We start from the raw sequence: 21,600 nt of genomic DNA on the forward strand, positions 1-21,600 counted from the left end.
CACCGGGCGGCCCGCGCGGCGCGTCACGTACCGCCGAACGGGTGATACGGGACGCGTGGCGGCCTACGGCGACCTGCGACGACGCAAGAGGACGTGCGGTGCGGTGTCAGCCGTGGGAGAGCCGGAACGACATCTGTCCAAAGCCGACGACGTCCCCGGGCCGTACGACGACCGCGCCGGTGACCCGTCGGCCGTTGACGGTCGTCCCGTTCGTCGAGCCGAGGTCGCGCAGCACCCACATCCCGCTCTGGAGCGAGAGCTCGGCGTGCAGCCGGGACGCGGTCTCGTGGCTGAGCCGCAGGCCGTTGACCGGGTCGCGGCCGATCCGCAGCGGATGCGGGCCGGGGAGCGGCAGCAGCAGCTTCGGGAGCCGCTCCGCGCTCCAGGCACGGCCGATCCGCGCCGTGAACGCGGACATCCGCTCGACCGCGCCGACGACCCGCTTGGTCCAGGCGCCCTCGGTGCGCAGGTCGGCGACGAGCACGTCGAGCTCGTCCGGCCGGCGGGCCTGGAGCGCGCGCTCCATCCGGTAGAGGAAGGTGTCGTGCGAGAGGCGTCCCTGAGCGGCGCCCTCACGGAGCAGCCCGAGCGCGCGGTCCCGCTCGGCGTCTGTCAGCCGAGGGGTGTTCGCCGGGAGCTCGAAGGGGGTCGTCACACACGTGATTGTCGGCCCGGCGGGCCCGAAGTGTCCAGAAGGGCCCCCGACCTGGGAACTCCGTACCCGTCCGACAAGATCGCTGCTACGGTCTGCGGTCTCCACACCAGAGATGATTCCCAGGGGGAACCACGACGTGACCGCGTCATCTTCCAGCACCACTTCTGACTCCGCGACGACCTCCGCCGCTCCCGACCTCGTCATACGTCCGCTCGCCGGGCCCGAGGAACTCGACCTGTTCCTCCGTCTCACGTACTCGCTCGACCACGAGCTGGCGGACGACCTCGCCACCGGCCGCCGCCTGCCCGGGTGGATGTGGGTGGCCCTCGACGGCGACCGGCTGCTCGGACGGATCGCCTGGTGGACGAACAAGGCGGGCGCCCAGCCGCTGGCGCTCGACTTCTTCGACCTCGCCCCGGAGCTGGCCGAGGAGGAGCGCGCCGACATCGGCCTGCGGCTCCTGGAGACCGCGACGGCCTCGGTCGTGCCGGCGGGGACGCAGCGCCCGGAATTCGGCCGCTTCATGCCGGCGGACTGGCGCGAGGTCCCGGAGACCCGGTCCGTCCTGGAGTCGCTCTTCGGCGTCCTGGAGCGCTCGGGCGCCCGGCCCCTGGTCGAGCGGCTGCGCCTGGAGTGGCGCCCCGGCACACCCGTGCCGGAGCCGAAGGGCCGCCTGGAGTTCCGCCCCGTCCGGGACCGCGAGGATCTGGTCGCCCTGATGACGCCCGTCATGGAGGGCACCCTCGACGCGCACGGGCAGGCCGACATGGCGTCCGGCCTGTCGGCCCGTGAGGCGGCGGAGCTGCACTACGACGAGGAGTTCGAGCACTACACCTCGCCCCGCGAGTGGTGGCAGGTCGCGCAGCTGCCGGAGACGGGCGAGCCGGTCGGCTTCGTCGTCCCCGCCCGGAACAACTACCACCACACCATCGCGTACATCGGCGTGCTGCCCGCGCACCGCGGCCACGGCTACATCGACGACATCCTGGCGGAGGGCACCCGCATCCTGGCGGCCACGGACGTGCCCCGGATCAGGGCGGCGACGGACCTGGGGAACGTGCCGATGGCGGCGTCCTTCGGCCGGACGGGTTACGTCACCTTCGAGCGGGCGATCAACTACGTGTGGGACGCGCCGGGCGCGTCGGAGTCCTGACTGCCAGGATGGACGCGGTAGTCAGTCGTTGAGTGGTGGAACCGTCGACGAGGGGATGCGCGTGCTCTTCGAGGTGTGGGCGCCGAGCGCCCGGGACCAGGTCACACTGGAGCTGAACGGTACCGGCCACGCCCTGGAGAGGGACGCCGAGCGGGCCGGCTGGTGGACCGGGGTCGTCCCCGCCGAGGACGGCGACCGCTACGGCTTCGCCCTCGACGGCGGGCACGTCCTGCCGGACCCGCGCTCGCGCCGGCTGCCCGACGGGCCCGACGGCCTGAGCGCGGTCGTCGACCACTCCTCGTACGTCTGGCGGCACGAGTCCCCGCGGCTGCGGCTGCGCAGCGCGGTCCTGTACGAGCTGCACGTCGGCACCTTCACCCCCGAGGGGACGCTCGACGCGGCGACGGCACGCCTCGGGGAGCTCGCGGGCCTCGGCATCACCCATGTGGAGCTGATGCCGCTGTGCCCGTTCCCCGGGGTCCGCGGCTGGGGGTACGACGGCGTGGCGCCGTGGGCGGTCCACGAGCCGTACGGGGGCCCTGAGGCCCTCAAGCGGTTCGTGGACGCGGCGCACGGTCTCGGCATGGGCGTGGTCCTCGACGTGGTGCACAACCACCTGGGCCCGTCCGGCAACCATCTCCCCTTCTTCGGCCCGTACTTCACCGACACGCACCACACCCCGTGGGGCGCCGCGGTGAACCTGGACGCGCCGGGCTCGGACGAGGTCCGGGCGTACTTCCTGGGGAGCGCGCTCGCGTGGCTGCGGGACTACCGGATCGACGGGCTGCGGCTCGACGCCGTCCACGCCCTCGCCGACACCCGGGCGCTGACCTTCCTGGAGGAACTCTCCTCGGCGGTGGACGAGTTGGCGAAGGAGCAGGCCCGCCAGCACTTCCTGATCGCCGAGTCCGACCTCGCCGACCCGCGCACGACCACCCCGCGCACGCTCGGCGGCCTCGGTGTCCACGCCCAGTGGAACGACGACTTCCACCACTCGCTGCACACGGCCCTGACCGGTGAATCCCAGGGCTACTACGGTGACTTCGCGCGGGCCCCGATGGCGGCGCTCGCCAAGACCCTCACGCATGTCTTCTTCCACGACGGTACGTACTCGACCTTCCGGGGCCGCCGGCACGGCCGCCCGGTGGACCGGGAGCGCACCCCCGCACACCGCTTCCTGGGATACGCCCAGACCCACGACCAGATCGGCAACCGGGCGCTGGGCGACCGTCTTTCGGCCTCCCTCTCCCCCGGTCTCCTCGCCTGCGCGGCGACGCTCGTCCTGACCGGCCCCTCCGTGCCGATGCTCTTCATGGGCGAGGAGTGGGGGGCGACGACACCCTGGCAGTACTTCACCGACCACACCGATCCGGAGCTCGCGGAGGCCGTACGGCGAGGCAGGCGGCGGGAGTTCGCGGAGCACGGCTGGTCGGAGAACGAGGTCCCCGACCCGCAGGAACCGGCCACCCGCGACCGCTCGGTCCTCGACCGCGCCGAGCGGGAGCGGGACCCCCACAAGCGCCTGCTGGCCTGGCACCGCCAGCTCATCGCCCTCCGCCGCACCCTGCCGGACCTGACGGACCCGGACCTGGGGGGCGTGAAGGTCGCCTTCGACGAGGAGTCCCGCTGGCTGGTCTTCCGCCGGGGCGACCTGCGGGTGGCGGTCAACCTGGGCAAGGAGCCGGCCGTCATCCCCCTCGGCTCGAACGGCCGCGACCGGGTCCTCGCGGCCTGGGACCCGATCGAGGCCCCGGGCGCGGACGGGGTCCTGCGCCTCCCGGGCGAGTCGGCGGTCGTCCTGACGGACGGCTGACGGGAGCCGGGAAGCCCGAAAGGTTGCCGGGGAGGGAGCCCGGGGGGGAGCCGGGACCTACTCGACGATCGCCATCTCGTGCGGGGTGTTGTTGAAGCGGCGCCCCGCACCGTCCTCCGTCGCCGTCACGATGTCCTCGATGCGGACGCCGAAGCGGCCGGGGAGGTAGACGCCCGGTTCGATCGAGAAGCACATGCCGGGGACGATCGGGAGCTCCTCGCCCTCGATCATGTACGGGGGTTCGTGCGTCGTGACGCCGATGCCGTGGCCCGTGCGGTGGATGAAGTACTCGCCGTAGCCGGCGTCCGTGATGACCTTGCGGGCCGCGCGGTCGACCTCCTGGCAGGCGGCGCCGGGGCGGACCGCCTCGAAGCCGGCCTGCTGGGCCTCGCGGACGAGGTCGTGGACGCTCCGCTCCTCCTCGGTCGGTTCGCCGACGTGGACGGTGCGGGTGGTGTCGGAGCCGTAGCCGTGCTTGAGGCCGCCGAAGTCGAGGACGACCATGTCGCCGCGCTCGATGGTCCGGTCCCCGGCCTCGTGGTGCGGGTTGGCTCCGTTGGGACCGGAGCCGACGACGGTGAAGTCGACCTGGGAGTGGCCGAACTCCATGAGCAGCCGCGCCAGGTCGGCGGCGACCTCGGTCTCCTTGCGGCCGGCGAACCGGACCTTGAGGATCTCCCCGTACGCCTGGTCGGCCGCGGCCCCGGCCGCCGCGATCCGCGCGAGCTCGTGGGCGTCCTTGACGCCGCGGAGCATGGGCAGGGCCTCGGTGAGGGAGACGTACGAGGTGCCGGGCAGGACCTTCTGGAGGCCGAGCAGATGCATGGCCCAGGCGTTGTCGCTGACGCCGAAGCGCCCTTCGACGTCGAGGAGCGGCGCCGTGACGGCGTACGGGTCCTTGCCGTCCGTCCAGTCGCGCAGCGTGAGCGCGGCGGCCCCGGTGGCCTTCTCCGCGTCGGGCGCCTCCAGGGTGGGGACGACGAGGACCGGCTCCTGGCCGGCGGCGAGGACCAGGACGGTGAGCCGTTCGGTGATCGCGGTCGGCTGGTAGCCGGTGAGGTAGACGAGGTCGGGTCCCGGGGCGACGAGAACGCCCGCGAGCCCCGCGTCGGCCGCGGACTCGGCGGCGCGGGCCATCCGGGCCCGGTAGTCGTCCGCGGTGAAGGGCACGACCTCATCGAGGGCGGGGGTGCGCGACATGGGGGCTCCTTCTCGGCGGCAGCGGCGGCGACGTACAGCATCCTGCCCCCGGCCGGGCCCCGACGCGACCGCTCAGCGGTGGTCCGGGCCCTGGGCGATGAGCCGCTCCAGAAGCTCCTGGAAGTCGTCGCCGACGACGATCCGCAGATCGCCGCGCTCCTCGTCGTGCTCGCTGAGCTGGGTGAGCGTGCCGCCGCGCCACCAGAAGACGTACGGGCTGATGGCCCCCGGCGTGTCCTCGTACCCGGAGGCGGCGAAGGAGGCCATCGCGCCGAGGGCCGGGATGATCGAGGTGTCCCGGATGGGGTGGAAGGCGAGCTGGTGGCGGAAGGGCAGGGCGACGAGCGCGCCGTGCTCGCCCAGCGGCAGTCCGGTGACGCGCCGGGCCACGCCGTCCAGGTCGAGGACGCGGCTCGCGGTGTAGAAGGAGTCGCCGAGGATGATCTCGAAGCACATGCCGTCGGCGTCGCGGACGGTCTCGTGCTCCTCCACGGGCAGCCCGCGCAGATTGCGCAGCGCCCGGTCGCGGAGCTGCGCGTGGTCGCCGAGCCGGTCCAGGGCCTCGTCGGTGAGCATCATGACGCTCTCCGGCAGGTCGAGCGCGAGGACCTCGTACAGCCCGGGGGCGACGGTTCGCGCGTAGCCGAAGGCCCCTGCGTCGATGCCGTCGCCGCTGACGACCCGGGGGTAGAGCTGGGCCCGGATCTGCTCGGGCGGGAGGGTCTCCAGAGCGGACGGCCCCTCCATCGCCCGTACGACCAGGTCGACATGACGATGAATCAGCTCGGGCCAGACGCGCATGCCGCGGCGGTCCTGGTGGCAGACGGCGGCGAGGTTGCCGAGGCCGAACCGCCGCTTCCTGTCGTCGACGACGTGGTCCGCGTAGACGGAGACCTCCAGACCGAGCTCGGCGAAGGTGGCGCGGACCCGGCCGCGGAAGAGCGCGGCCTCGCGCTCCGAGAAGTACGTGAACTCGGGATCCCTCGGCGTGTCCTCGCCGTCCCGCTTGGGTCCTCGCCTCAGCCAGCCCACGTCAGCCCGCCTTCCGTCGCCGTTGCGCACAGGGTAGCGAGTGCGGGTGTCAGCTCTTGAGTCGTCGCGCGAACTCGGCAGCCGGCCCGGCGGGTTCGCCTCCTTCACCGGTTGCGCCCCCGCCGAGACCCGGGAGGAGGAGTTCGATGCGGTGGACGAGGCGGGGCGCGACCAGCGGGACGGCGGTGGCGCCGGGGACTCCGGCGGCCACGGGGAGCGGCAGGAGCGCGAGGCCGTGCCCGGCGGCGGCGAGGGCGGCGAGGGTGCGGGTGTCGGTGCCCTCGTAGCGCAGGGCCGTACGGAAGCCCCGGCCGGCCGGTCCGGCGTGGACGGCCCGGAGCTGCTCCAGGGGGACCCCGGCGGCGGGCGCGTCGAGCCAGCGCGCGTCCACGAGGTCGTCGAGCCGCAGCCCGGCGCGCCCGGCGAGCGGATGGCCGGCGGGCAGGACGACGGCGAGCGGCTCCTCGGCGATCCCGGTCGCGGTGAGCGGCGCGACGTCGGGCAGCCGCAGCGGGTCGCTGGGTGCGGTGATCCCGTCGACGAGCCCGGCGTCGGCCTCGCCGGTGGCGACGGCCTCGGGTACTCGCTCGCCGGGCAGGGCGCGCAGGGTGACCCCGGTGGCGGGCAGCGCGGCGAGGGTACGGGCGGCCAGGGCGAGCGGGGAGGCGGCGACGCTCAGTGTCGCGCGGGGCGCGGCGGCGAACCGGCCGAGGTCGGCGCGGGCCGCGTCGAGGCGCAGGAGCAGCGCCCCCGCGTGTTCGAGGAGCCGCTGCCCGGCGGGGGTGGGTGCGACGGGCCGCCGGCCGAGGAGCGGCAGCCCGAGGTCGGCCTCCAGGGCGGCGATGTGCTGGGAGACGGCCGACTGGGTGTAGCCCAGCTCGCGGGCGGCCTCGGAGAAGGAGGCGAGCCGGGCGACGGTGACGTACGTACGGAGGAGATGCGGGTCCACGAAGTCGCTCAGGAGCCGTCGGGGGCGGTGAGGAGGGCGCGCGCGTAGTGGGCGAGCGAGCGGTTGTAGCGGGGCAGCAGGGGTGCGAGGGCGCCGAGGGCGAGGGAGGCGGCCTCGCGGTCCCGGCCGGTGTCGGCGAGGGCGAGGGCGAGGAAGGCGTCGACGGCGCCGGAGAGCGCGAGTTCGTCGGCGTCGAGCCGGTCGGCGGGGATGTCGCGCTCGGCGGTGAGGAGTTCGACGCTGCGGTCGGGCCGGCCCAGGTTGCGGAGGCTGCTGGCGAGCTGGACGACGGCCCGGCGGCGACGCAGCCCGGTGAGACCGGCGTCGAGGGCGCGCTCGTAGAGGCGGACCGCCTCCACGGGCAGGCCGGTGGAGTCGTGGGCGGCGCCCAGCTCGAAGAGGGCTGCGGGGTCGTCTTCGGCCCGCTCGGCGGCGAGGGCGGCGACGGCGGCGCGGAAGTCGGCGGGCTCGTGGTCGTCGAGGCGCTCCCAGAGCGCGGCGACCCGGAGCTCCCACTCCTGCTCCACCGAGTGATGGCTGGTCATACGGACACCCTACTGACGGCGACATAAGCATGCGTGATGGAGAGTGCAGGAATCATCGTTGGACGTGAACAGGCGGCGCCCACCAGCATGGTCGCCATGAACGCGAACACCTCCCGCCCCGTCCCCCGCATCGCCCTGGTCGGCGACCGCTCCCCGCACGTCAGGTCCCATGTCCGTATCCCCGTCCTCCTCGACGCCCTCGCCGAACGGGACGGGCTCGCGCTCGACGCGTACTGGATCCCGACGGGTGACGCGGAGGCGCCCGGCGCCGTCAGGGGCTTCGACGCGGTGTGGGTGCTGCCGGGCAGTCCGTACGCGAGCGAGGCGGGGGCGCTGGCCGCGATCCGTACGGCCCGTGAGGACGGCATCCCCTTCCTCGGCACCTGCGGCGGCTTCCAGCACGCCCTCCTCGAGTACGCGCGGAACGTCTGCGGACTGTCCCGCGCCGCGCACGCCGAGAACGACCCGGCGGCGGATTCCGGAGACCTGCTGATCGCGCCGCTCGCCTGCTCGCTCGTCGGCCACGAGGGCGTCGTCCGGGTCGCCCCCGGCTCGCTCGCCGAGCAGTCCCTCGGCGCGGAGCGGACCACCGAGCGCTACCACTGCAACTACGGCCCGGACAGCCGGCACCTCGACGCCCTGCGCGCCCACGGCATCCGGTTCACTGGCGCCGACGAGGAGGGCGGGGTCCGCGTCGCGGAACTCCCCGGGCACCCCTTCTTCCTGGCGACCCTCTTCCAGCCGGAGCTGGCGGGCGACGGCACCCGCCCGCACCCGCTGATCCGCGCCCTGGCGACGGCGGCGGTGCGGCACGCGGAGGACGCCACGCCCTGAGAGGGACTCAGGGTTCAGATGCGGGGCAGGTGGCGGCCGACGAGGTCGAGGAGCCCCTCCACGCCCTCCGGGGAGCGCAGTCCGCGCTTGGGGAGCACCTCCACGAGCAGGATGTTCGGGTCGCGGCTGAGGAGCACCACGTGGTCACGGGTCTCGCGGTAGCCGCGGAAGACCGACCAGCGCTGGAGGAGCGTCACGTGCTCGGTCTCGGCGGAGACTCCCGTCCCGCTCACGGACAGGCGGTACTCGCCCTGCCAGGAGACCGTTTTCAGCGCGTGGTGGCTCTGGGCGTGAGGGACCGACCAGACCAGAACGGCGAGGACGGCGGGCAGCAGGGACGACGACGCGGCACTCGTCGGTGCGGCCAGGACCAGCAGGGCCACGGCCGCGAACAGTCCCGCGAAACCCCAGCGGACCAGATGGAGGCGCCGGCAGCGCTCGCGCACCAGGACGGCCGTGTGGATGTCGGCACGGGTCGGCCGGTACACCAGCTCGACCGTGCTCCGTATGTCGCCCTGCCTGCCGTCGTGCCCCGAGTCCATGACCATGGAACGGGATCGTACTGTTCCGCTAGGTCATCCGGACGACCAGGTGCGCGCGGTCCCGACTCCGGGCCACCAGGCGGGCGTTGACCTCGTCCGAGTCGTGCACCCAGCGCTCGGCCTGGGCCCGCTCCTTGCCGAAGCGGACGTGCCGCTCGACGAGCCGGGGGACGCGGCGGCGGTCGTCCAGGTCCAGGTACCAGACCTCGTCGAGGAGGGGCAGGGCCGCGGCCCAGGCGCCCTCGTCGTGGAGGAGGTAGTTGCCCTCGGTGACGACGAGCGGGACCTCGGGCGGGACGGCTATCGCTCCGGCGATCGGCTCCTCCAGGGAGCGGTCGAAGGCCGGGGCGTAGACGGTGGTGCCCGGTTCGGGGGCGCGCAGCCGGGTGAGGAGCGCCGTGTACCCGGCGGCGTCGAAGGTGTCGGGCGCGCCCTTCCGGCCGGCCCGGCCGAGGCGCTCCAGCTCGGCCTGCGCGAGGTGGAAGCCGTCCATCGGGACGAGGACGGCGAGCCCGTCGAGGCGGGCGACGAGCCGTGCGGCCAGCGTGGACTTCCCGGCCCCGGGCGCGCCCGCGAGGCCGAGTATCCGCCGGTGGCGCGGGCCGGACCCCGGCTCGGCGAGGGCACGCGCACGTGCGGCGAGGCGCTCGAATTGTTGCGCGTCCATGTCGGGCATTCTCGCACCCCTCGCCACCCCTCCCCCGGACCCTCGCCCGACCCTCCCCGACCCCTCGTTCGCACCCTCGCTGCGACGAGGGTCGTACCTGCGACGACGCGGGTTGACGCGAGTAGATTCCTACCGCTTCCACGTATTACGTTGGGGTAATGCCGTCCATCGCACTCGTCACCCTCGTCGTCCGTGAATACGACGAGGCCATCGCCTTCTTCACCGACGCCCTCGGCTTTGAACTCGTCGAGGACACCGACCGGGGCGACGGCAGTCGCTGGGTCGTCGTCCGTCCGCGCGGCGCGGCGGGCGTCGGCGGCCTCGGGAACGCGGGCCTGCTCCTGGCCCGCGCCAAGAACGAGACCGAGGCGGCCTCGGTGGGCAACCAGACGGGCGGCCGGGTCGGCTTCTTCCTCCACACCGAGGACTTCGCCCGCGACCATGCCCGGATGACGGCGGCCGGGGTCGTCTTCAAGGAGGAGCCGCGCCACGAGCCGTACGGCTCGGTCGTCGTCTTCGAGGACCTCTACGGCAACCGCTGGGACCTTCTCCAGCCGGCCGACGTCACCGACGCCACCACCGTCACCGCGTAAAAACCGCTGTCGCACGCGCGGTTCGGCTCCCTACACTCACGTCACGGCGCACCGATCGGTGCGCCGTGAGACGTCCGTCCGAGGGGAGATGACCGTGCGCAGCCACCGTGCCGTCGCCGTGTCGCCCTCCCGTGCCCGGTTCGACGTGATCCTCGCCTCTTCCCCCGGCCGGTGGCGGCTGCGCGCCCGCCATCGCCGACCCGTGACGTCCTGATCCTGATCCCTTCTCGATCCGTCCGGGAATCGCGCTGCCCTGTCTCCACGCAGCAGCGAAAGGCACGACACCGTGCGTACCCACCTCACCACCGGCATCCGCAACCTCGGCATCCTCGCCCACGTCGACGCGGGCAAGACCACCGTCACCGAGCGGATCCTGTTCCTCACCGGCGCCACCCACAAGCGCGGTGAGGTCCACGACGGCACGACCGTCACCGACTTCGACCCGCAGGAGCGGGACCGGGGCATCACGATCTTCGCCGCGGCCGTCAGCTGCGACTGGACCGGGCACCGGATCAACCTCATCGACACCCCGGGGCACGTCGACTTCTCCGACGAGGTCGAGCGTTCGCTGCGCGTCCTCGACGGCGCCGTCGCCGTCTTCGACGCCGTCGCGGGCGTCGAGCCGCAGAGCGAGACGGTGTGGCGGCAGGCGGACCGGCACGGCGTCCCGCGCATCGCGTTCGTCAACAAGCTGGACCGGGCGGGCGCGGAGCTCGACGGCGCCGTGGAGTCGATCCGTACGCGCCTCGGCACCGTCCCGCTCCCCGTCCAGCTCCCCATCGGGCGCGAGGACGGCTTCACGGGCGTCGTGGACCTGGTCCGGATGCGGGCGTACGTGTGGCCCGACGGCGCCGACACGTACACCGAGGAGCCGGTCCCGGACGAACTGACGGACGAGGCCCGGCACCGCAGGCGACGCCTGGAGGAGACGGTGGCGGAGCTGCACCCGGCCGCCCTGGAGGAGTTCTGCGCGCAGTCCGCGCTCTCCGAAGGGACACTGAGGGGCGCGCTCCGCGACCTCACCCTCTCCGGCGACGCCGTGGTCGTCCTGTGCGGCTCGGCGTACCGCAACCGGGGCGTCGAACCGCTCCTCGACGCCGTCGTCGCGTACCTCCCGGCGCCGTCCGACATGCCGCCGGTACGCGGCGGGACGCCGGCGGACCCGGCGGCGCCGTTCACCGCGCTCGCTTTCAAGGTGAGCGCGACGGCCACCGGCCGCATGACCTACGTCCGCGTCTACGCGGGCACGATCACGAAGGGGGACACCGTGCTCGACACCACCACCGGCCGCACCGAGCGGATCTCCCGCATCCTGCGCGTCCAGGCCGACCGGACGACGGAGCTGGACGGGGCGCGCGCCGGGGACATCGTCGCCGTCGTCGGCCCGAAGACGGCCCGACCGGGCGCGACGCTCTGCGCTCCGGACGCGCCGGTCCTCCTCGAACCGCCGACGACCGCCGACCCGGTGGTCTCGGTCGCCGTGGAGGCCCGCCGGAGCACGGACACGGGCCGCCTGGCGACGGCCCTCGCGAGACTCTCGGAGGAGGACCCCTCGCTCGTCGTGCGGTCCGACCCGGAGACGGGCCAGACGGTCCTCTCGGGCCTGGGCGAACTGCACCTGGAGGTCGCGGTGGAGAAGCTGCGGCGCGACCGCGGCCTTGAGGTGACGGTGGGCCGTCCGCAGGTCGCGTACCGGGAGACGGTGGCGAAGGGCGTCACGGGCCTGCTGTACCGCCATGTCAAACAGGACGGCGGCGCGGGCCAGTTCGCCCATGTCGTCATCGACGTCGAACCGGCCGGTGAGGAGCAGGACTTCGCCTTCTCCTCCTCGGTCACGGGCGGCCGCGTACCGCAGGAGTACGTCCGCGCGGTCGAGGCCGGCTGCCGGGACGCCCTCGTCGAGGGCCCCCTCGGCGGCCACCCGGTGACGGGTGTCCGGGTCACGCTCACGGACGGCGCGACGCATCCGAAGGACTCCTCGGAGATGGCGTTCCGCACGGCGGGCCGCTTCGCCCTGCGCGAGGCGCTCCGCGCGAGCGCGATGACCCTCCTGGAACCGGTGGCCGAGGTGACGGTCACCGTCCCTGCGGAGTCGGTCGGCGCGGTCCTCGGCGACCTCGCGGCCCGCCGGGGCCGGGTGACGGACCAGACGACCCGCTCCGGCACGGCGGTGGTCTCGGCGACGGTCCCGCTGGCCGAACTCTTCGGCTACGCGTCCCGCCTACGCAGCCGCACCCAGGGCCGCGGCACCTTCACCACCCGCCCGGCGGGGTACGCCGCGGCCCCGCAGTCGCAGGGCTGAGGCCGGGCGGCCGGCGCACGCCGCCGGGGGACGGCCCGGGCGGGTGCGTGAGCGTCGGCTCACGCACCGCCCGGGCAGGCACCGAGTCCGGAGACCGCACGAAACACGGTGGCGGCGGCCTGCGCGGGTGTGTGACGGTTCGGCCCATGGGCAACTCCAGGGCGTATCCCGTCTACCGGACCACCGACGCGGCCACCGCATTCGCGCGGGCCGATCGTCTGCGTCGGCAGATGGCCGAGTGCGAGGCCAAGGCCGAGCTCTACGCCGAGCTGCGAACGGTCGAGGACGTGCAGCGGATGGCTGCGGTCCTGCCCGAGGCACGCTTCGACTATCTGGACATCCGTACCGATCCTGCGGGTGAGTACGTCTGGTTCGACCTCGACGTGACGACCGCGGAAGCCACCGCGCTGGAGGCACACCTGCCGCTGGATGCCGATGCAGAAGTGCCGACAGGAACGGTGGAGGAACGTTTCGTCGCGGCTCTCGGCCAGGGCTTGGCCGACATCTGCTGGCGCGGGCTGTGGCCGGCGCGCCCGGAGCTTGGCCAGTACGCGAGCGCGAACGACGACGGCGTCCAGGTCGTGTTCCACGGCGAGAGGGCCCAGATCCGCGGGTGGACCGAGCATCACACCGTCTTCGTCCACGGCTGCGCCCGCACCCCCGGGGCCCTGACCAGGGCCCAGGAGCTCGCCGCGAGCATCGGCGGCCAGGTCCTGGGCGAGCCACAGCTCGGCTGGTGACGTGACGGCACGGCGCGCAGCTCCCGCTCCGTCCGTGCGGACCGGACAGGTCCGCTGCCCGTGAGGGCCCTGTGCCAGGATGCGGGGACGGCCGTCCACCGCACGCGGACGGCCCGGTGCCGTACGACTCGAGGAGCGACACGATGACCACGACCTCCGGCCCCTACCTCTCCGGGCTGTTCTCGCTCGACGGACGCACCGCCCTTGTCACCGGCGGCAGTTCGGGCATCGGCCGGGCCATCGCCGGGGCCCTGGCCCGGGCCGGGGCGCGGGTCGTGGTCCTGGCGCGCAAGGAGAGCGAGCTCGCCGCGACGGTGGACGAGCTGACGGCCGACGGCTGCCGGGCCGCGTGGGTGAGTGCCGACCTGAGCACCCGTGAGGGGATCAAGGCCGGGGCGGAGGCGGCGGCGGCCGTCTTCGGTGAGCCCGACATCCTGGTCAACTCTGCGGGCATCAACCTCCGTCCGCCGCTCGGCGAACTCGGCGACGAGGTCTGGGACACCACCATGACGGTGAACCTGGAGGCCCCCTTCCTCCTCGGCCGGCGCTTCGGCCCCGGCATGGCCGAGCGCGGCTTCGGCCGCATCATCCACATCACCTCCCAGCAGGCGCACCGCGCGTTCGTCCAGAGCGGTGCGTACGGGGTCTCCAAGGGCGCCCTGGAGTCGCTGGCCCGCTCGCAGGCGGAGGCGTGGTCGCCGTACGGCGTGACGGCCAACACCCTGGTCCCCGGCTTCGTCATGACCGCGCTCAACCGGCGGCTCTCCTCCGACCCGGAGAAGGTGGCGGCCCTGGCGGCCCGCACGATGGTCGGCCGCAACGGCCTCGCCGAGGACTTCGCGGGCGCGGCGGTCTTCCTGGCGAGCACGTCCTCCGCGTACGTCACGGGCCAGTCCCTCTTCGTGGACGGCGGCTTCTCCGTCCATTGAGCCGATCAGGCGCCGGGGGGCGTCCCCGACCAGGCGGTGAGGGACCGTGCGCAGTGGTCCAGGGCCGTCGCCGTGGGACCCGCGGACGCGGACAGGCCGGCCGTGAGGGTCAGGGCGGGGGCTTCGGCCGGGTTGCCCACCGTCACGGTGCACTCCACCGTGGCGGGCGGGCCCTCCGTGCCGGGCGGGACGGGGATCGTCAGGGTCAGTTCGCAGGCGGCCGCGCGGGCGCCCGAGGCGTCGAGGCGCGCGGTCATCGCCGCGACCAGCGGTTCGGCGCTGCTGTCCAGGGACCCCGGGCCCAGCGGGAAGTCCTCGTCGACGGCCACGACGCCGATCCCCCGCAGGGTGGTGGCCCGCAGGTGCAGCGCGCGGCCGCTGTACACGCCCGCGCTGTGCAGGACGTAGACGGCGACGAGCGCGGCCCGTACGGCGGCGCCGAGATCGGCGGACCCGCCGGGCAGCGGGAAGCTCCAGCGGGGTGCGCGGAGCCGGACCGGCGCGATCCCCTCCGCGAGCGCCGTGAGGCCGTCGTGGACCGTCTCGCCGAGGAGCCAGGGCCCGCCGGTTCCGAGCATCAGAAGCCGGCCGTGCTCGTCGACCGCGAGCGGCGCGTCCGTGTCCGTACGGCCGAGGGGGAAGAGGCGTACGCCGAGGGAGTCGGCGACCCGGTGCAGGGACGGGACGTCGAAGCGGGCTTCGCGCGGGTCCACGACGCTGCCGATGGCGGCGACGTCACGGCCACCGGTGTCGGCGGGGAGGACGGTCAGGCCGTGGAACTCCCGCAGGGCCAGCTCGGCGGCGGGGAAGAGCCTCGCGCCGACCGCCACGGCGGTGAGGATCGCGAGCATGGCGGCGTCCCCGGCGTCGCGGTCCGGCTGCCACCCGGCCCGCGTCAGCACGCCGGTCATGCTTCGTCGTGGATGATCGTGATCCCCAGCCGGTCGAGGAGCGCCGAGCAGGAGCGGCAGACCTCGGCCTCGGTGCCGTGCTCGGGGTCCCCGTGCGGGCGGATCTTACGGGCGACGATCGCGGCTCCCGCGAAGTGCGGGACGGCCTCGTCGAGGGTGGCGGCACGGCCGTCGCCACGCTTCCTGTCCCATCCGAGGAGTTCGTCGGAGACGAGCGCGGACTCGGCGCAGTAGCCGATGAACTGCTCGCGCAGGGCGGGCGGGAGCCCGTCGAAGAACTCCTGGACGGCGGGGTGGAGGTGCGGCTCGCCGTCACCGGTGAGGCTGGTGTGGCTGGTGATCGTGCCGTGGATGAGCAGCGAGGCCGCCGTTCCGGGAATCAGGTCAGACATAGAAATCCTCCGCGTCCTGCATGGGAGACCGGTAGAGGGCGATCATCGCCTCGTGCTTGTCGGTGCCCATGTAGTAGTCGCCGGTGTGGTGCATGCAGAAGAACCGGCCCCCTTCGTCGATGACGAACACCTCGCCGTCCGTGGAGTCCCAACCGACCGGAAACAGTCGCACACCCAGTCTGCTGCTCAGCTCCGCCATGTCCTCGAAGAGATGGCCCCAGACGGGCACGGCCGTGAAGTCGATGTAGTCGTCGCGCTGGACGTCGTGCGTCACCCGGAGCCCGACGTGCTCGGTGAGGAAGTCGGTCGCGGCAGGGAAGGGCACCACCGGGAATCCGCGCTTCCGGCTCTCCTCGACGGCCTCCGCCACGAACGCCGAAGCCTGCTCGGCGGCGTTCCGGCCGGGGAACCAGCCGTACACGCCGAACCAGGCGTCGACATCCACGGGGACGCGGGGACGGGACGCGCGGGGCGCCCCGCCCGCCGCTGTGCCGGGGACGGGGTCAGACAAAGTAGTCCTCCGCATCCTGCATGGGGGCGTGGGCCAGGGCGATCATCGCCTCGTACTTGTCGGCGCCCATGTAGTAGTTGCCGGTGTGGTGCATGAAGAACCAGCGGCCCTGTTCGTCGATGACAAGGGGGGATCCCTCCGAGGAGTCCCAGCCGATCGGAAAGAGCCGGACGCCGAGGTTGCGGCTCAGCTCCGCGATGTCCTCGGAGGTCGAGTCCCAGACGAGGGCCGGCGCGAATTCGAGGTACTCCTTGCGCGGGACGTCGATGGCCACCTGGAGTCCCGCGTGTTCGGTGAGGAAATCCGTCGCGGCGGCGAAGGGCTCCAGAGGGAAGCCTTCGCTGCGGCACTCCTCCGTGATCTCCGTGACGATCGCAGGTACCTGGTCGGCCACGTTCCGCCCGGGGAACCATCCGTACTCGCCGAACCAGGCATCGACGTCGGCCGGGGTGTTGAGGTGAGGCACGCGGGCTCCTTAGCCGGTGTAGGCGGTGATGCCGGCCATTTCGAGGGCGATCCCGCACGAGCGGCACGGCGGTTTGTACTCGTTGTGGTCGAAGAGTTTCTTCCGGTCTTGGCCGATCTGCACGGTGTACATCTGCGCACCCTTCAGCGCCTCGCGTACATCGTCGAGGCTGCTGATGGACGTCCCTGTGGGATCGAGGTGGCGCAGCCGGTCCGAGATGAGGTTGGCCTCCGCGCACTGACCGTGTCCCCCGCCGGGAAATCGCCCTTCCCCCTCGATCCGGGCCTTCACCTGATCGTAGATGTCCTGTGCGGCCGGGTGCAGATCGGGTTTCTCCTGATCGACCCCCTTCGTGGCACTGGAATGGCTGGTGATCACGCCGTCGTGGAGCATGCTGCCGGAGCACGCGCCGTCCTTGAGGAGGTTCTCGCCGGGCGGGAAGTGCGTCTTGGCCATGTCGATCTTGTGCTTGGGATCGTCCGGGTTGTTGCGATCGGCCCTGCGCGCCCTGTCGGCGAGGTCGCGCGCCTCCTGGACGACCGCCGCCCGCTGCTGCTCCGGGGTGAGGTGGCGTACGTCAAGCGGGTCGGTCCGGTGGTGATTCATGCCGCCGGCCGAGCTGCCGTGCCATGGCGGGGCCGGGGTGATGCGGTTGCCGCCGGGGTTGTTCCCCGAGCCGCCGTTGCCGTTTCCGCCGGGGGGATTGCCGTTCCCACCGCCACCGCCACCACCGCTGCCGCCGTTGTCGTGGTCGCCCTTGCGCTGGCGGGCGAAGCGGTCGCGGAGGTTGTCGTCGGTGTTCTTGTGGTCGACGGAGATCTGCTTGACGGCCTTGGGCAGCGTCTGGCCGACGTGGTCGCCCATGTTCTTCGCGGCCTTGGTGAGGGCTTCGAGCGCCTTGTCGGCGATCGGGTCGATCGCGTCGGCGATCGAGTCGCGGCCCCGCGTCCGGCCGTGCGCGGTCTTCGCCTTCGTGAGCTTGCCCGCGGTCTTGCCGTGGATGCCCGCGGAGACGGTGTTGAGCTGGGTGGAGGCGTGGGTGTGCTCGGCGTGCTCGATGTGCAGGTTCTTCAGCCCGCCGCCCTTCGAGCCGCCGCCACCGCCGCCGGCCGAGGCCAGGTTCATGGCCTCCTTGCCGGACTGGACCCCTTCCTTGAAGCCCTCCTGTCCGGCGTCCTTCGTCTGGTCGAGGTCGACCCCGTCCTGCAGGCCGATCGCCACCGCGCCGAGCTGGACGACGAGATCGGCGGCCATGCCCTCGAGGGCGGCCACCGCGGGCTCGGTCATCGCGGCCACGACGTAACCGACGGCCTCCTCCACGCACTCCTTGATCAGCCGCTTGATGACCTCTTGCGTGGCCCGCATCGACGCCGCGCCGATCAGCGCCGACAGACCGCCCGTCACCGGGATCAAGGAGATCGCGATACCGGCCTCGGCCGCGAGATAGCCCAGCTGGACGAGTGCGGCGAGCTTCATGCCCTCGATCGCGCCGGCCGCCGTGTCCAGGCCGCCCGCGACCGTCCGCGCCGCACCCGAGATGTCCTTCAGGTGCTTGGTCTTGATCTTCGCCCAGTGCTCGTTGAGCGCGTCGAGCGCCTCGCCCTCACCGGACGACAACAACCGCTCGAAGTGGTTGTTCGCGAGCTGACCGTCGTCCTCCAGGTCCTCAGCGAACTCCCTGAGCGCGTCCGCCATCTCGCGGTACGCGTCCTCGTCGACGTTCGGCCAGGCCACGCCGATCAAGTCGAGAAGAGTGTCCGCCCAGTCCGGAACCGTGACTGCCACGTTCCCCCGCCCCCCGTTGAAGACTGTTTGCAATCCGCAATAGTCCTACCACAAGGGGCGGGTGACGAGGCGTCCGGGCGTCAGCCCTCGTCCGGCTCCAGGCGGAGCGAGATCGAGTTGATGCAGTACCGCTGGTCCGTCGGGGTGGGGTAGCCCTCACCCTCGAAGACATGACCCAGGTGCGAACCGCAGCGCGAGCAGCGGACCTCGGTGCGGAGCATGCCGTGCGAGCGGTCCTCGATCAGCTCGACGGCCCCGGAGTCCTTGGGGTCGAAGAACGAGGGCCAGCCGCAGTGCGACTCGAACTTCTCGTTCGACGTGAACAGCTCCGCGCCGCAGGCACGGCAGGAGTACACGCCCTTCGTCTTCGTGTCCGTGTACTCCCCGCGGAAGGCCGGCTCGGTGCCCGCCTGGCGCAGCACCTGGTACTCCGCCGGGGTGAGCTCCGCCCGCCACTGCTCGTCCGGCTTCTCTACCTCGTACGCCGACATCAGCTGCTCCTCAGTTCGCCAGGTGGTCCAGGATCCGCGGTCCGAGGTCCGTGACGTCGCCCGCGCCCATCGTCAGAACGAGATCGCCGGGCTTGGCCATTCCCGCGACGACGTCCGGGACGGTCGCCTTGTCGTGGACGGCCGTGACGTCGGCGCCGGCCCGCTGGGCGGCGGCGATGATCAGCTCGCTGGTGACGCCCGGGATCGGGTCCTCGCGGGCCGGGTAGATGTCGAGGACGACGGAGGCGTCGGCGAGGGCCAGCGCGTCTCCCATCTCCTTGCCGAGCTCCTGCGTGCGGGAGAAGAGGTGCGGCTGGAAGACGACGAGCAGACGGGCGGCTCCGGCCGCGCCGCGCATGGCCTCCAGGTCGGCGGTCATCTCGGTGGGGTGGTGCGCGTACGAGTCGATGACCTGGACGCCCGCGGCCTCGCCCTTGAGCTGGAGGCGGCGGCCGACGCCGGTGTAGGCGGTGAGGGCCTGGGCCAGCTCGGCCGGGTCGATGCCGACGCGGGCGCCGGCGGCGAGGGCCGCGGCGGCGTTGTGGGCGTAGTGGCGGCCGGGGACGGAGACGGTGAAGGTGTGCTCGACGCCGTCGAGGAGGACGACGACCTCGCTCTTCATGCCGTTCGGGGCGATCTTCAGGATCCGGGCGTCGGAGTCCTCGGACTCGCCGACCGTGACGATGTTCAGGCCGTCGCGGTCCGCGACGCGGCGGGCCAGTTCACGGGCGCCCGCGTGCTCGCCGACGACCAGGGTGCCGCCCGGGCGGATCTTGGCGGTGAAGGCCTCGAAGGACTCGTAGATCTCGTCCATGGAGGCGTAGTTCGCGTGGTGGTCCAGCTCGACGTTGAGGACGATCGCGACCTCGGGGTCGTACTTCTGGAAGCTGCGGTCGCTCTCGTCGGCCTCGGCGACGAAGACCTCGCCGTCGCCGTGCAGCGCGTTGGTGCCGGGGCCCGCGAGGTCGCCGCCGATGGCGTACGAGGGGTCGAGACCGAGCTCGGTGAGCGCGACGGCCAGCATGGAGGTGGTCGTCGTCTTGCCGTGCGTGCCGGCGACGGCGATCGCGCGCAGGCCGTCCATGAGGGAGGCGAGCGCGTCGGAGCGGTGGACGACGGGGATGCCGAGCTCGGCGGCGCGGGCCAGCTCGGGGTTGTCGGACCGGATGGCGCTGGAGACGACGACGGCGGAGGCGTCGTCGGCGAGGTGCTCGGCGGCGTGCCCGATGTGCACGGTGGCGCCGAGGGCGCGCAGGGCCTCGGCGGTCGGGGACTCCTTGGCGTCGCTGCCGGCGACCTTGGCGCCCCGCTGGGCGAGGATCTTCGCGATGCCCGACATTCCGGCACCGCCGATACCGATGAAGTGCGGTCGTTCCATGGCGGCAGGGATGGCGGGTGCCATGCGGATCTCTCCCCGGGGGTGCGTCTGGCTGTCTCGTACTGGAAGGACCAGCCTAGTGGCTCCGGTCTGCCGGACCCGGGCCAGGCACGTCGGGCGGTGCGCTGACGGCGGGCCCGCCCCGGGCCGCGCCCCCTGCACGGGGCGCGGCCCGGGGCCGGTCGTCACGGCCTGTCGGGCCCTGATCCGCCGGACAGGCCCTAGGCGCCGTCCTGCTCGCTGTGGGCGAAGAGCTTGAGCACCGGGACGCCGACCTTGTGCCGGGCCCGGGAGGCCCAGTCCCGGTGGAAGAACTCCTCCACGTAGTGCGGGGCGGTGAGAACGATCACCTCGTCCGCCTCCGACTCCTCGACCACCGCCTTCATCTTGGTGAGCGGGTGGTCCTCGACGACCTGGCCGACCGCTTCGCAGCCGGCGTCTCTCAGGGCCCGGAGCGAGTACTCCAGGGCCTGCTCGGCGGGGCCCCGGGCGGCCTTGCCCTCCGGTTCCCCTCCCTCGTGGGCGGCTTCCTTCAGTTCGCCCATGGCGACGTCGTCGATGGCACGCAAGAGCACATCGGCCTGGTCACCACGCGGCTGCATAAGGACGATGAAGGACACGCCCTCGTCGCCGTGCAGCGTGGTGACGAACTCCACGTCGACGGACGTCAGGGGCTTCTCGATCATCAGAACGCTTGTGAACACCTCTGGAGCCCTTCTGCGGAAACCATCCTTCCCCGTGCCCGCACGGGGTCTGCGACATAAGTGTGCCCAGCGGACGGAAAGCGGAACGACAAATTCCGCTGATTGTCAGATCCGACGGTAGCGGGTGAAGAGGAAGCCGTCCTGCTCCAGCACGGAAGCCACCGAGAAGCGTGTCGGGACGGCCACCGAAGGGCCCCCGGCGATCCGCTGGGCGCCACCCGCGGTCATCGTCGGCGAGATCGTCAGACACAGCTCGTCGAGGACCCCCGCCGCCACGAACTGACCGAGCAGCCGGGGCCCGCCCTCGGTCAGCTGGCGCCGCAGCCCGCGCTCCGCGAGGACCGCCACCGCACGGGCGGGCTCCACCCCGGCCCCGTCGCCCGCGATCAGCACCTCGGCACCCGCCTCCCGGGCGGCCCGTACGCGCTCGGCGGGCGCGGCGGCCCCCGTCAGGATCAGGGTCGGGACGAGCGGGTCCGTGAAGAGCGGCAGCGAGAAGTCAAGATCGAGGGAGGCCGTCACCACGGCGATCACGGGTGCGGGGCCCTGCCCTGCGGCGGCCCGGCGGGCCGCGAAGGCCTCCCGCGCCCGGGCGGGGCGGTACCCCTCGAGGCGTACCGTTTCCGCGCCCACGACGATCACGTCGGCGAGGCCGCGCAGGGTGCCGAAGATCCGCATGTCGGTCTCGGAGGAGAGCGGCTGGGAGCGGCCGTCGTGCTGGCCGGCCCCGTCGAGGGACGAGACCATGTTGGCCCGCAGCCACACGGCGTCACCCTCCGGATACGCGTAGGCGTCGGCCAGCTCGTCGAGGGTCCACTCCCGGCCGCCGGCCGGGGCCTCGCCGGTGGCGGTCGCCGGAGTCGCCCCCGCGGTGGCCGCTGTGGCCTCCGCGGCCGCTGTGGCCCTCCCCGCGGCGGTCTCGTGGACCTCCCCCGCGGCGGTCTCGTGGGCTGTCATGTCCGTCACAGGGAGCAGGCGTCGCATCCTCGCAGTCTGACATGGCGCTTA

The 21,600-nt window shown here is 72.8% G+C and carries 22 protein-coding genes and 1 pseudogene; 7 read left to right on the top strand and 16 right to left on the bottom strand.

The features are described from left to right. Window positions 1-106 precede the first annotated feature (106 nt). Complete coding sequence (locus tag DEJ46_RS08905) at window positions 107-655, bottom strand: DUF1707 and FHA domain-containing protein (RefSeq protein ID WP_150265004.1); 549 nt, start codon at window positions 653-655, stop codon at window positions 107-109. Window positions 656-791: 136 nt separating this feature from the next. On the opposite strand from DEJ46_RS08905, the gene DEJ46_RS08910 reads away from it, so the two are divergent. After that, window positions 792-1,808 (top strand): GNAT family N-acetyltransferase, encoded by a 1,017-nt coding sequence (locus tag DEJ46_RS08910; RefSeq protein WP_150265005.1) that lies wholly within the window; start codon window positions 792-794, stop codon window positions 1,806-1,808. A 61-nt stretch (window positions 1,809-1,869) separates the two neighbouring features. Then, on the top strand, window positions 1,870-3,621 hold the full coding sequence (gene treZ, locus DEJ46_RS08915) for a malto-oligosyltrehalose trehalohydrolase (protein ID WP_150274250.1): 1,752 nt from the start codon (window positions 1,870-1,872) through the stop codon (window positions 3,619-3,621). Window positions 3,622-3,678: 57 nt separating this feature from the next. Here the strand turns inward: treZ and DEJ46_RS08920 are convergent, their stop codons facing one another. From DEJ46_RS08920 to DEJ46_RS08935, 4 genes are all read right to left on the bottom strand, one after another. Next, window positions 3,679-4,821: an aminopeptidase P family protein gene (locus tag DEJ46_RS08920; RefSeq protein WP_150265006.1), complete on the bottom strand. Its 1,143-nt coding sequence runs from the start codon at window positions 4,819-4,821 to the stop codon at window positions 3,679-3,681. Window positions 4,822-4,893: 72 nt separating this feature from the next. Next, window positions 4,894-5,853 (bottom strand): hypothetical protein, encoded by a 960-nt coding sequence (locus tag DEJ46_RS08925; RefSeq protein ID WP_150265007.1) that lies wholly within the window; start codon window positions 5,851-5,853, stop codon window positions 4,894-4,896. 49 nt (window positions 5,854-5,902) lie between these two features. Then, window positions 5,903-6,802: a LysR family transcriptional regulator gene (locus tag DEJ46_RS08930; protein ID WP_150265008.1), complete on the bottom strand. Its 900-nt coding sequence runs from the start codon at window positions 6,800-6,802 to the stop codon at window positions 5,903-5,905. An 8-nt stretch (window positions 6,803-6,810) separates the two neighbouring features. Continuing rightward, window positions 6,811-7,347, bottom strand: coding sequence for a tetratricopeptide repeat protein (locus DEJ46_RS08935; protein WP_150265009.1), 537 nt, complete (start codon window positions 7,345-7,347; stop codon window positions 6,811-6,813). A 96-nt stretch (window positions 7,348-7,443) separates the two neighbouring features. Here DEJ46_RS08935 and DEJ46_RS08940 point away from each other — a divergent pair, with 96 nt between their 5' ends. Continuing rightward, a complete protein-coding gene (locus tag DEJ46_RS08940) occupies window positions 7,444-8,181 on the top strand; it encodes a glutamine amidotransferase-related protein (RefSeq protein WP_150265010.1) in 738 nt (245 codons plus the stop codon). Between the two features lie 14 nt (window positions 8,182-8,195). On the opposite strand, the gene DEJ46_RS08945 is transcribed toward DEJ46_RS08940, so the two are convergent. Continuing rightward, entirely contained in the window at window positions 8,196-8,729 is a 534-nt protein-coding gene (locus DEJ46_RS08945) for a YcxB family protein (RefSeq protein WP_150265011.1), read from the bottom strand. Between the two features lie 22 nt (window positions 8,730-8,751). After that, window positions 8,752-9,399 (bottom strand): nucleoside/nucleotide kinase family protein, encoded by a 648-nt coding sequence (locus DEJ46_RS08950; RefSeq protein WP_411757732.1) that lies wholly within the window; start codon window positions 9,397-9,399, stop codon window positions 8,752-8,754. Window positions 9,400-9,548: 149 nt separating this feature from the next. Between DEJ46_RS08950 and DEJ46_RS08955 the strand changes: the two genes are divergently transcribed. The 4 genes from DEJ46_RS08955 to DEJ46_RS08970 all read left to right on the top strand — a co-directional run bounded on the left by DEJ46_RS08955 (window position 9,549) and on the right by DEJ46_RS08970 (window position 13,954). Then, complete coding sequence (locus DEJ46_RS08955; protein WP_150265013.1) at window positions 9,549-9,983, top strand: VOC family protein; 435 nt, start codon at window positions 9,549-9,551, stop codon at window positions 9,981-9,983. A 286-nt stretch (window positions 9,984-10,269) separates the two neighbouring features. Then, complete coding sequence (gene fusA, locus DEJ46_RS08960) at window positions 10,270-12,285, top strand: elongation factor G (RefSeq protein WP_150265014.1); 2,016 nt, start codon at window positions 10,270-10,272, stop codon at window positions 12,283-12,285. A gap of 146 nt (window positions 12,286-12,431) precedes the next feature. Continuing rightward, window positions 12,432-13,025 carry a hypothetical protein gene (locus DEJ46_RS08965; RefSeq protein WP_150265015.1) on the top strand — a complete coding sequence of 198 codons (594 nt, stop codon included), beginning with the start codon at window positions 12,432-12,434 and terminating at the stop codon, window positions 13,023-13,025. 143 nt (window positions 13,026-13,168) lie between these two features. After that, a complete protein-coding gene (locus tag DEJ46_RS08970) occupies window positions 13,169-13,954 on the top strand; it encodes an SDR family NAD(P)-dependent oxidoreductase (RefSeq protein WP_150265016.1) in 786 nt (261 codons plus the stop codon). A gap of 5 nt (window positions 13,955-13,959) precedes the next feature. On the opposite strand, the gene DEJ46_RS08975 is transcribed toward DEJ46_RS08970, so the two are convergent. From DEJ46_RS08975 to DEJ46_RS09015, 9 genes and pseudogenes are all read right to left on the bottom strand, one after another. Continuing rightward, entirely contained in the window at window positions 13,960-14,865 is a 906-nt protein-coding gene (locus DEJ46_RS08975) for an SUKH-3 domain-containing protein (RefSeq protein WP_150265017.1), read from the bottom strand. After that, a complete protein-coding gene (locus tag DEJ46_RS08980) occupies window positions 14,862-15,257 on the bottom strand; it encodes a YwqJ-related putative deaminase (RefSeq protein WP_150265018.1) in 396 nt (131 codons plus the stop codon). The genes DEJ46_RS08975 and DEJ46_RS08980 overlap by 4 nt, the downstream gene beginning before the upstream one ends. Continuing rightward, entirely contained in the window at window positions 15,250-15,768 is a 519-nt protein-coding gene (locus DEJ46_RS08985) for an SUKH-3 domain-containing protein (RefSeq protein WP_190622510.1), read from the bottom strand. Before DEJ46_RS08985 ends, DEJ46_RS08980 begins: the two co-directional genes overlap by 8 nt. Further along, window positions 15,761-16,234: an SUKH-3 domain-containing protein gene (locus DEJ46_RS08990; RefSeq protein ID WP_150265020.1), complete on the bottom strand. Its 474-nt coding sequence runs from the start codon at window positions 16,232-16,234 to the stop codon at window positions 15,761-15,763. The genes DEJ46_RS08985 and DEJ46_RS08990 overlap by 8 nt, the downstream gene beginning before the upstream one ends. 54 nt (window positions 16,235-16,288) lie before the next feature. Beyond that, window positions 16,289-18,019: pseudogene (locus DEJ46_RS40735) on the bottom strand (YwqJ-related putative deaminase); the annotation flags it as partial. A gap of 80 nt (window positions 18,020-18,099) precedes the next feature. Continuing rightward, complete coding sequence (gene msrB / locus DEJ46_RS09000) at window positions 18,100-18,510, bottom strand: peptide-methionine (R)-S-oxide reductase MsrB (protein WP_150265022.1); 411 nt, start codon at window positions 18,508-18,510, stop codon at window positions 18,100-18,102. 10 nt (window positions 18,511-18,520) lie between these two features. Continuing rightward, entirely contained in the window at window positions 18,521-19,912 is a 1,392-nt protein-coding gene (murC, locus tag DEJ46_RS09005) for a UDP-N-acetylmuramate--L-alanine ligase (protein ID WP_150265023.1), read from the bottom strand. Between the two features lie 197 nt (window positions 19,913-20,109). Further along, on the bottom strand, window positions 20,110-20,592 hold the full coding sequence (locus DEJ46_RS09010; protein WP_150265024.1) for an indole-3-glycerol phosphate synthase: 483 nt from the start codon (window positions 20,590-20,592) through the stop codon (window positions 20,110-20,112). Between the two features lie 105 nt (window positions 20,593-20,697). Beyond that, complete coding sequence (locus DEJ46_RS09015) at window positions 20,698-21,576, bottom strand: pyrimidine reductase family protein (protein ID WP_150265025.1); 879 nt, start codon at window positions 21,574-21,576, stop codon at window positions 20,698-20,700. Window positions 21,577-21,600 lie beyond the last annotated feature (24 nt).

Origin of the sequence: Streptomyces venezuelae, from assembly GCF_008642375.1 — a bacterium.
In the GTDB taxonomy this organism is placed as follows: Bacteria; Actinomycetota; Actinomycetes; order Streptomycetales; family Streptomycetaceae; genus Streptomyces; species Streptomyces venezuelae_G.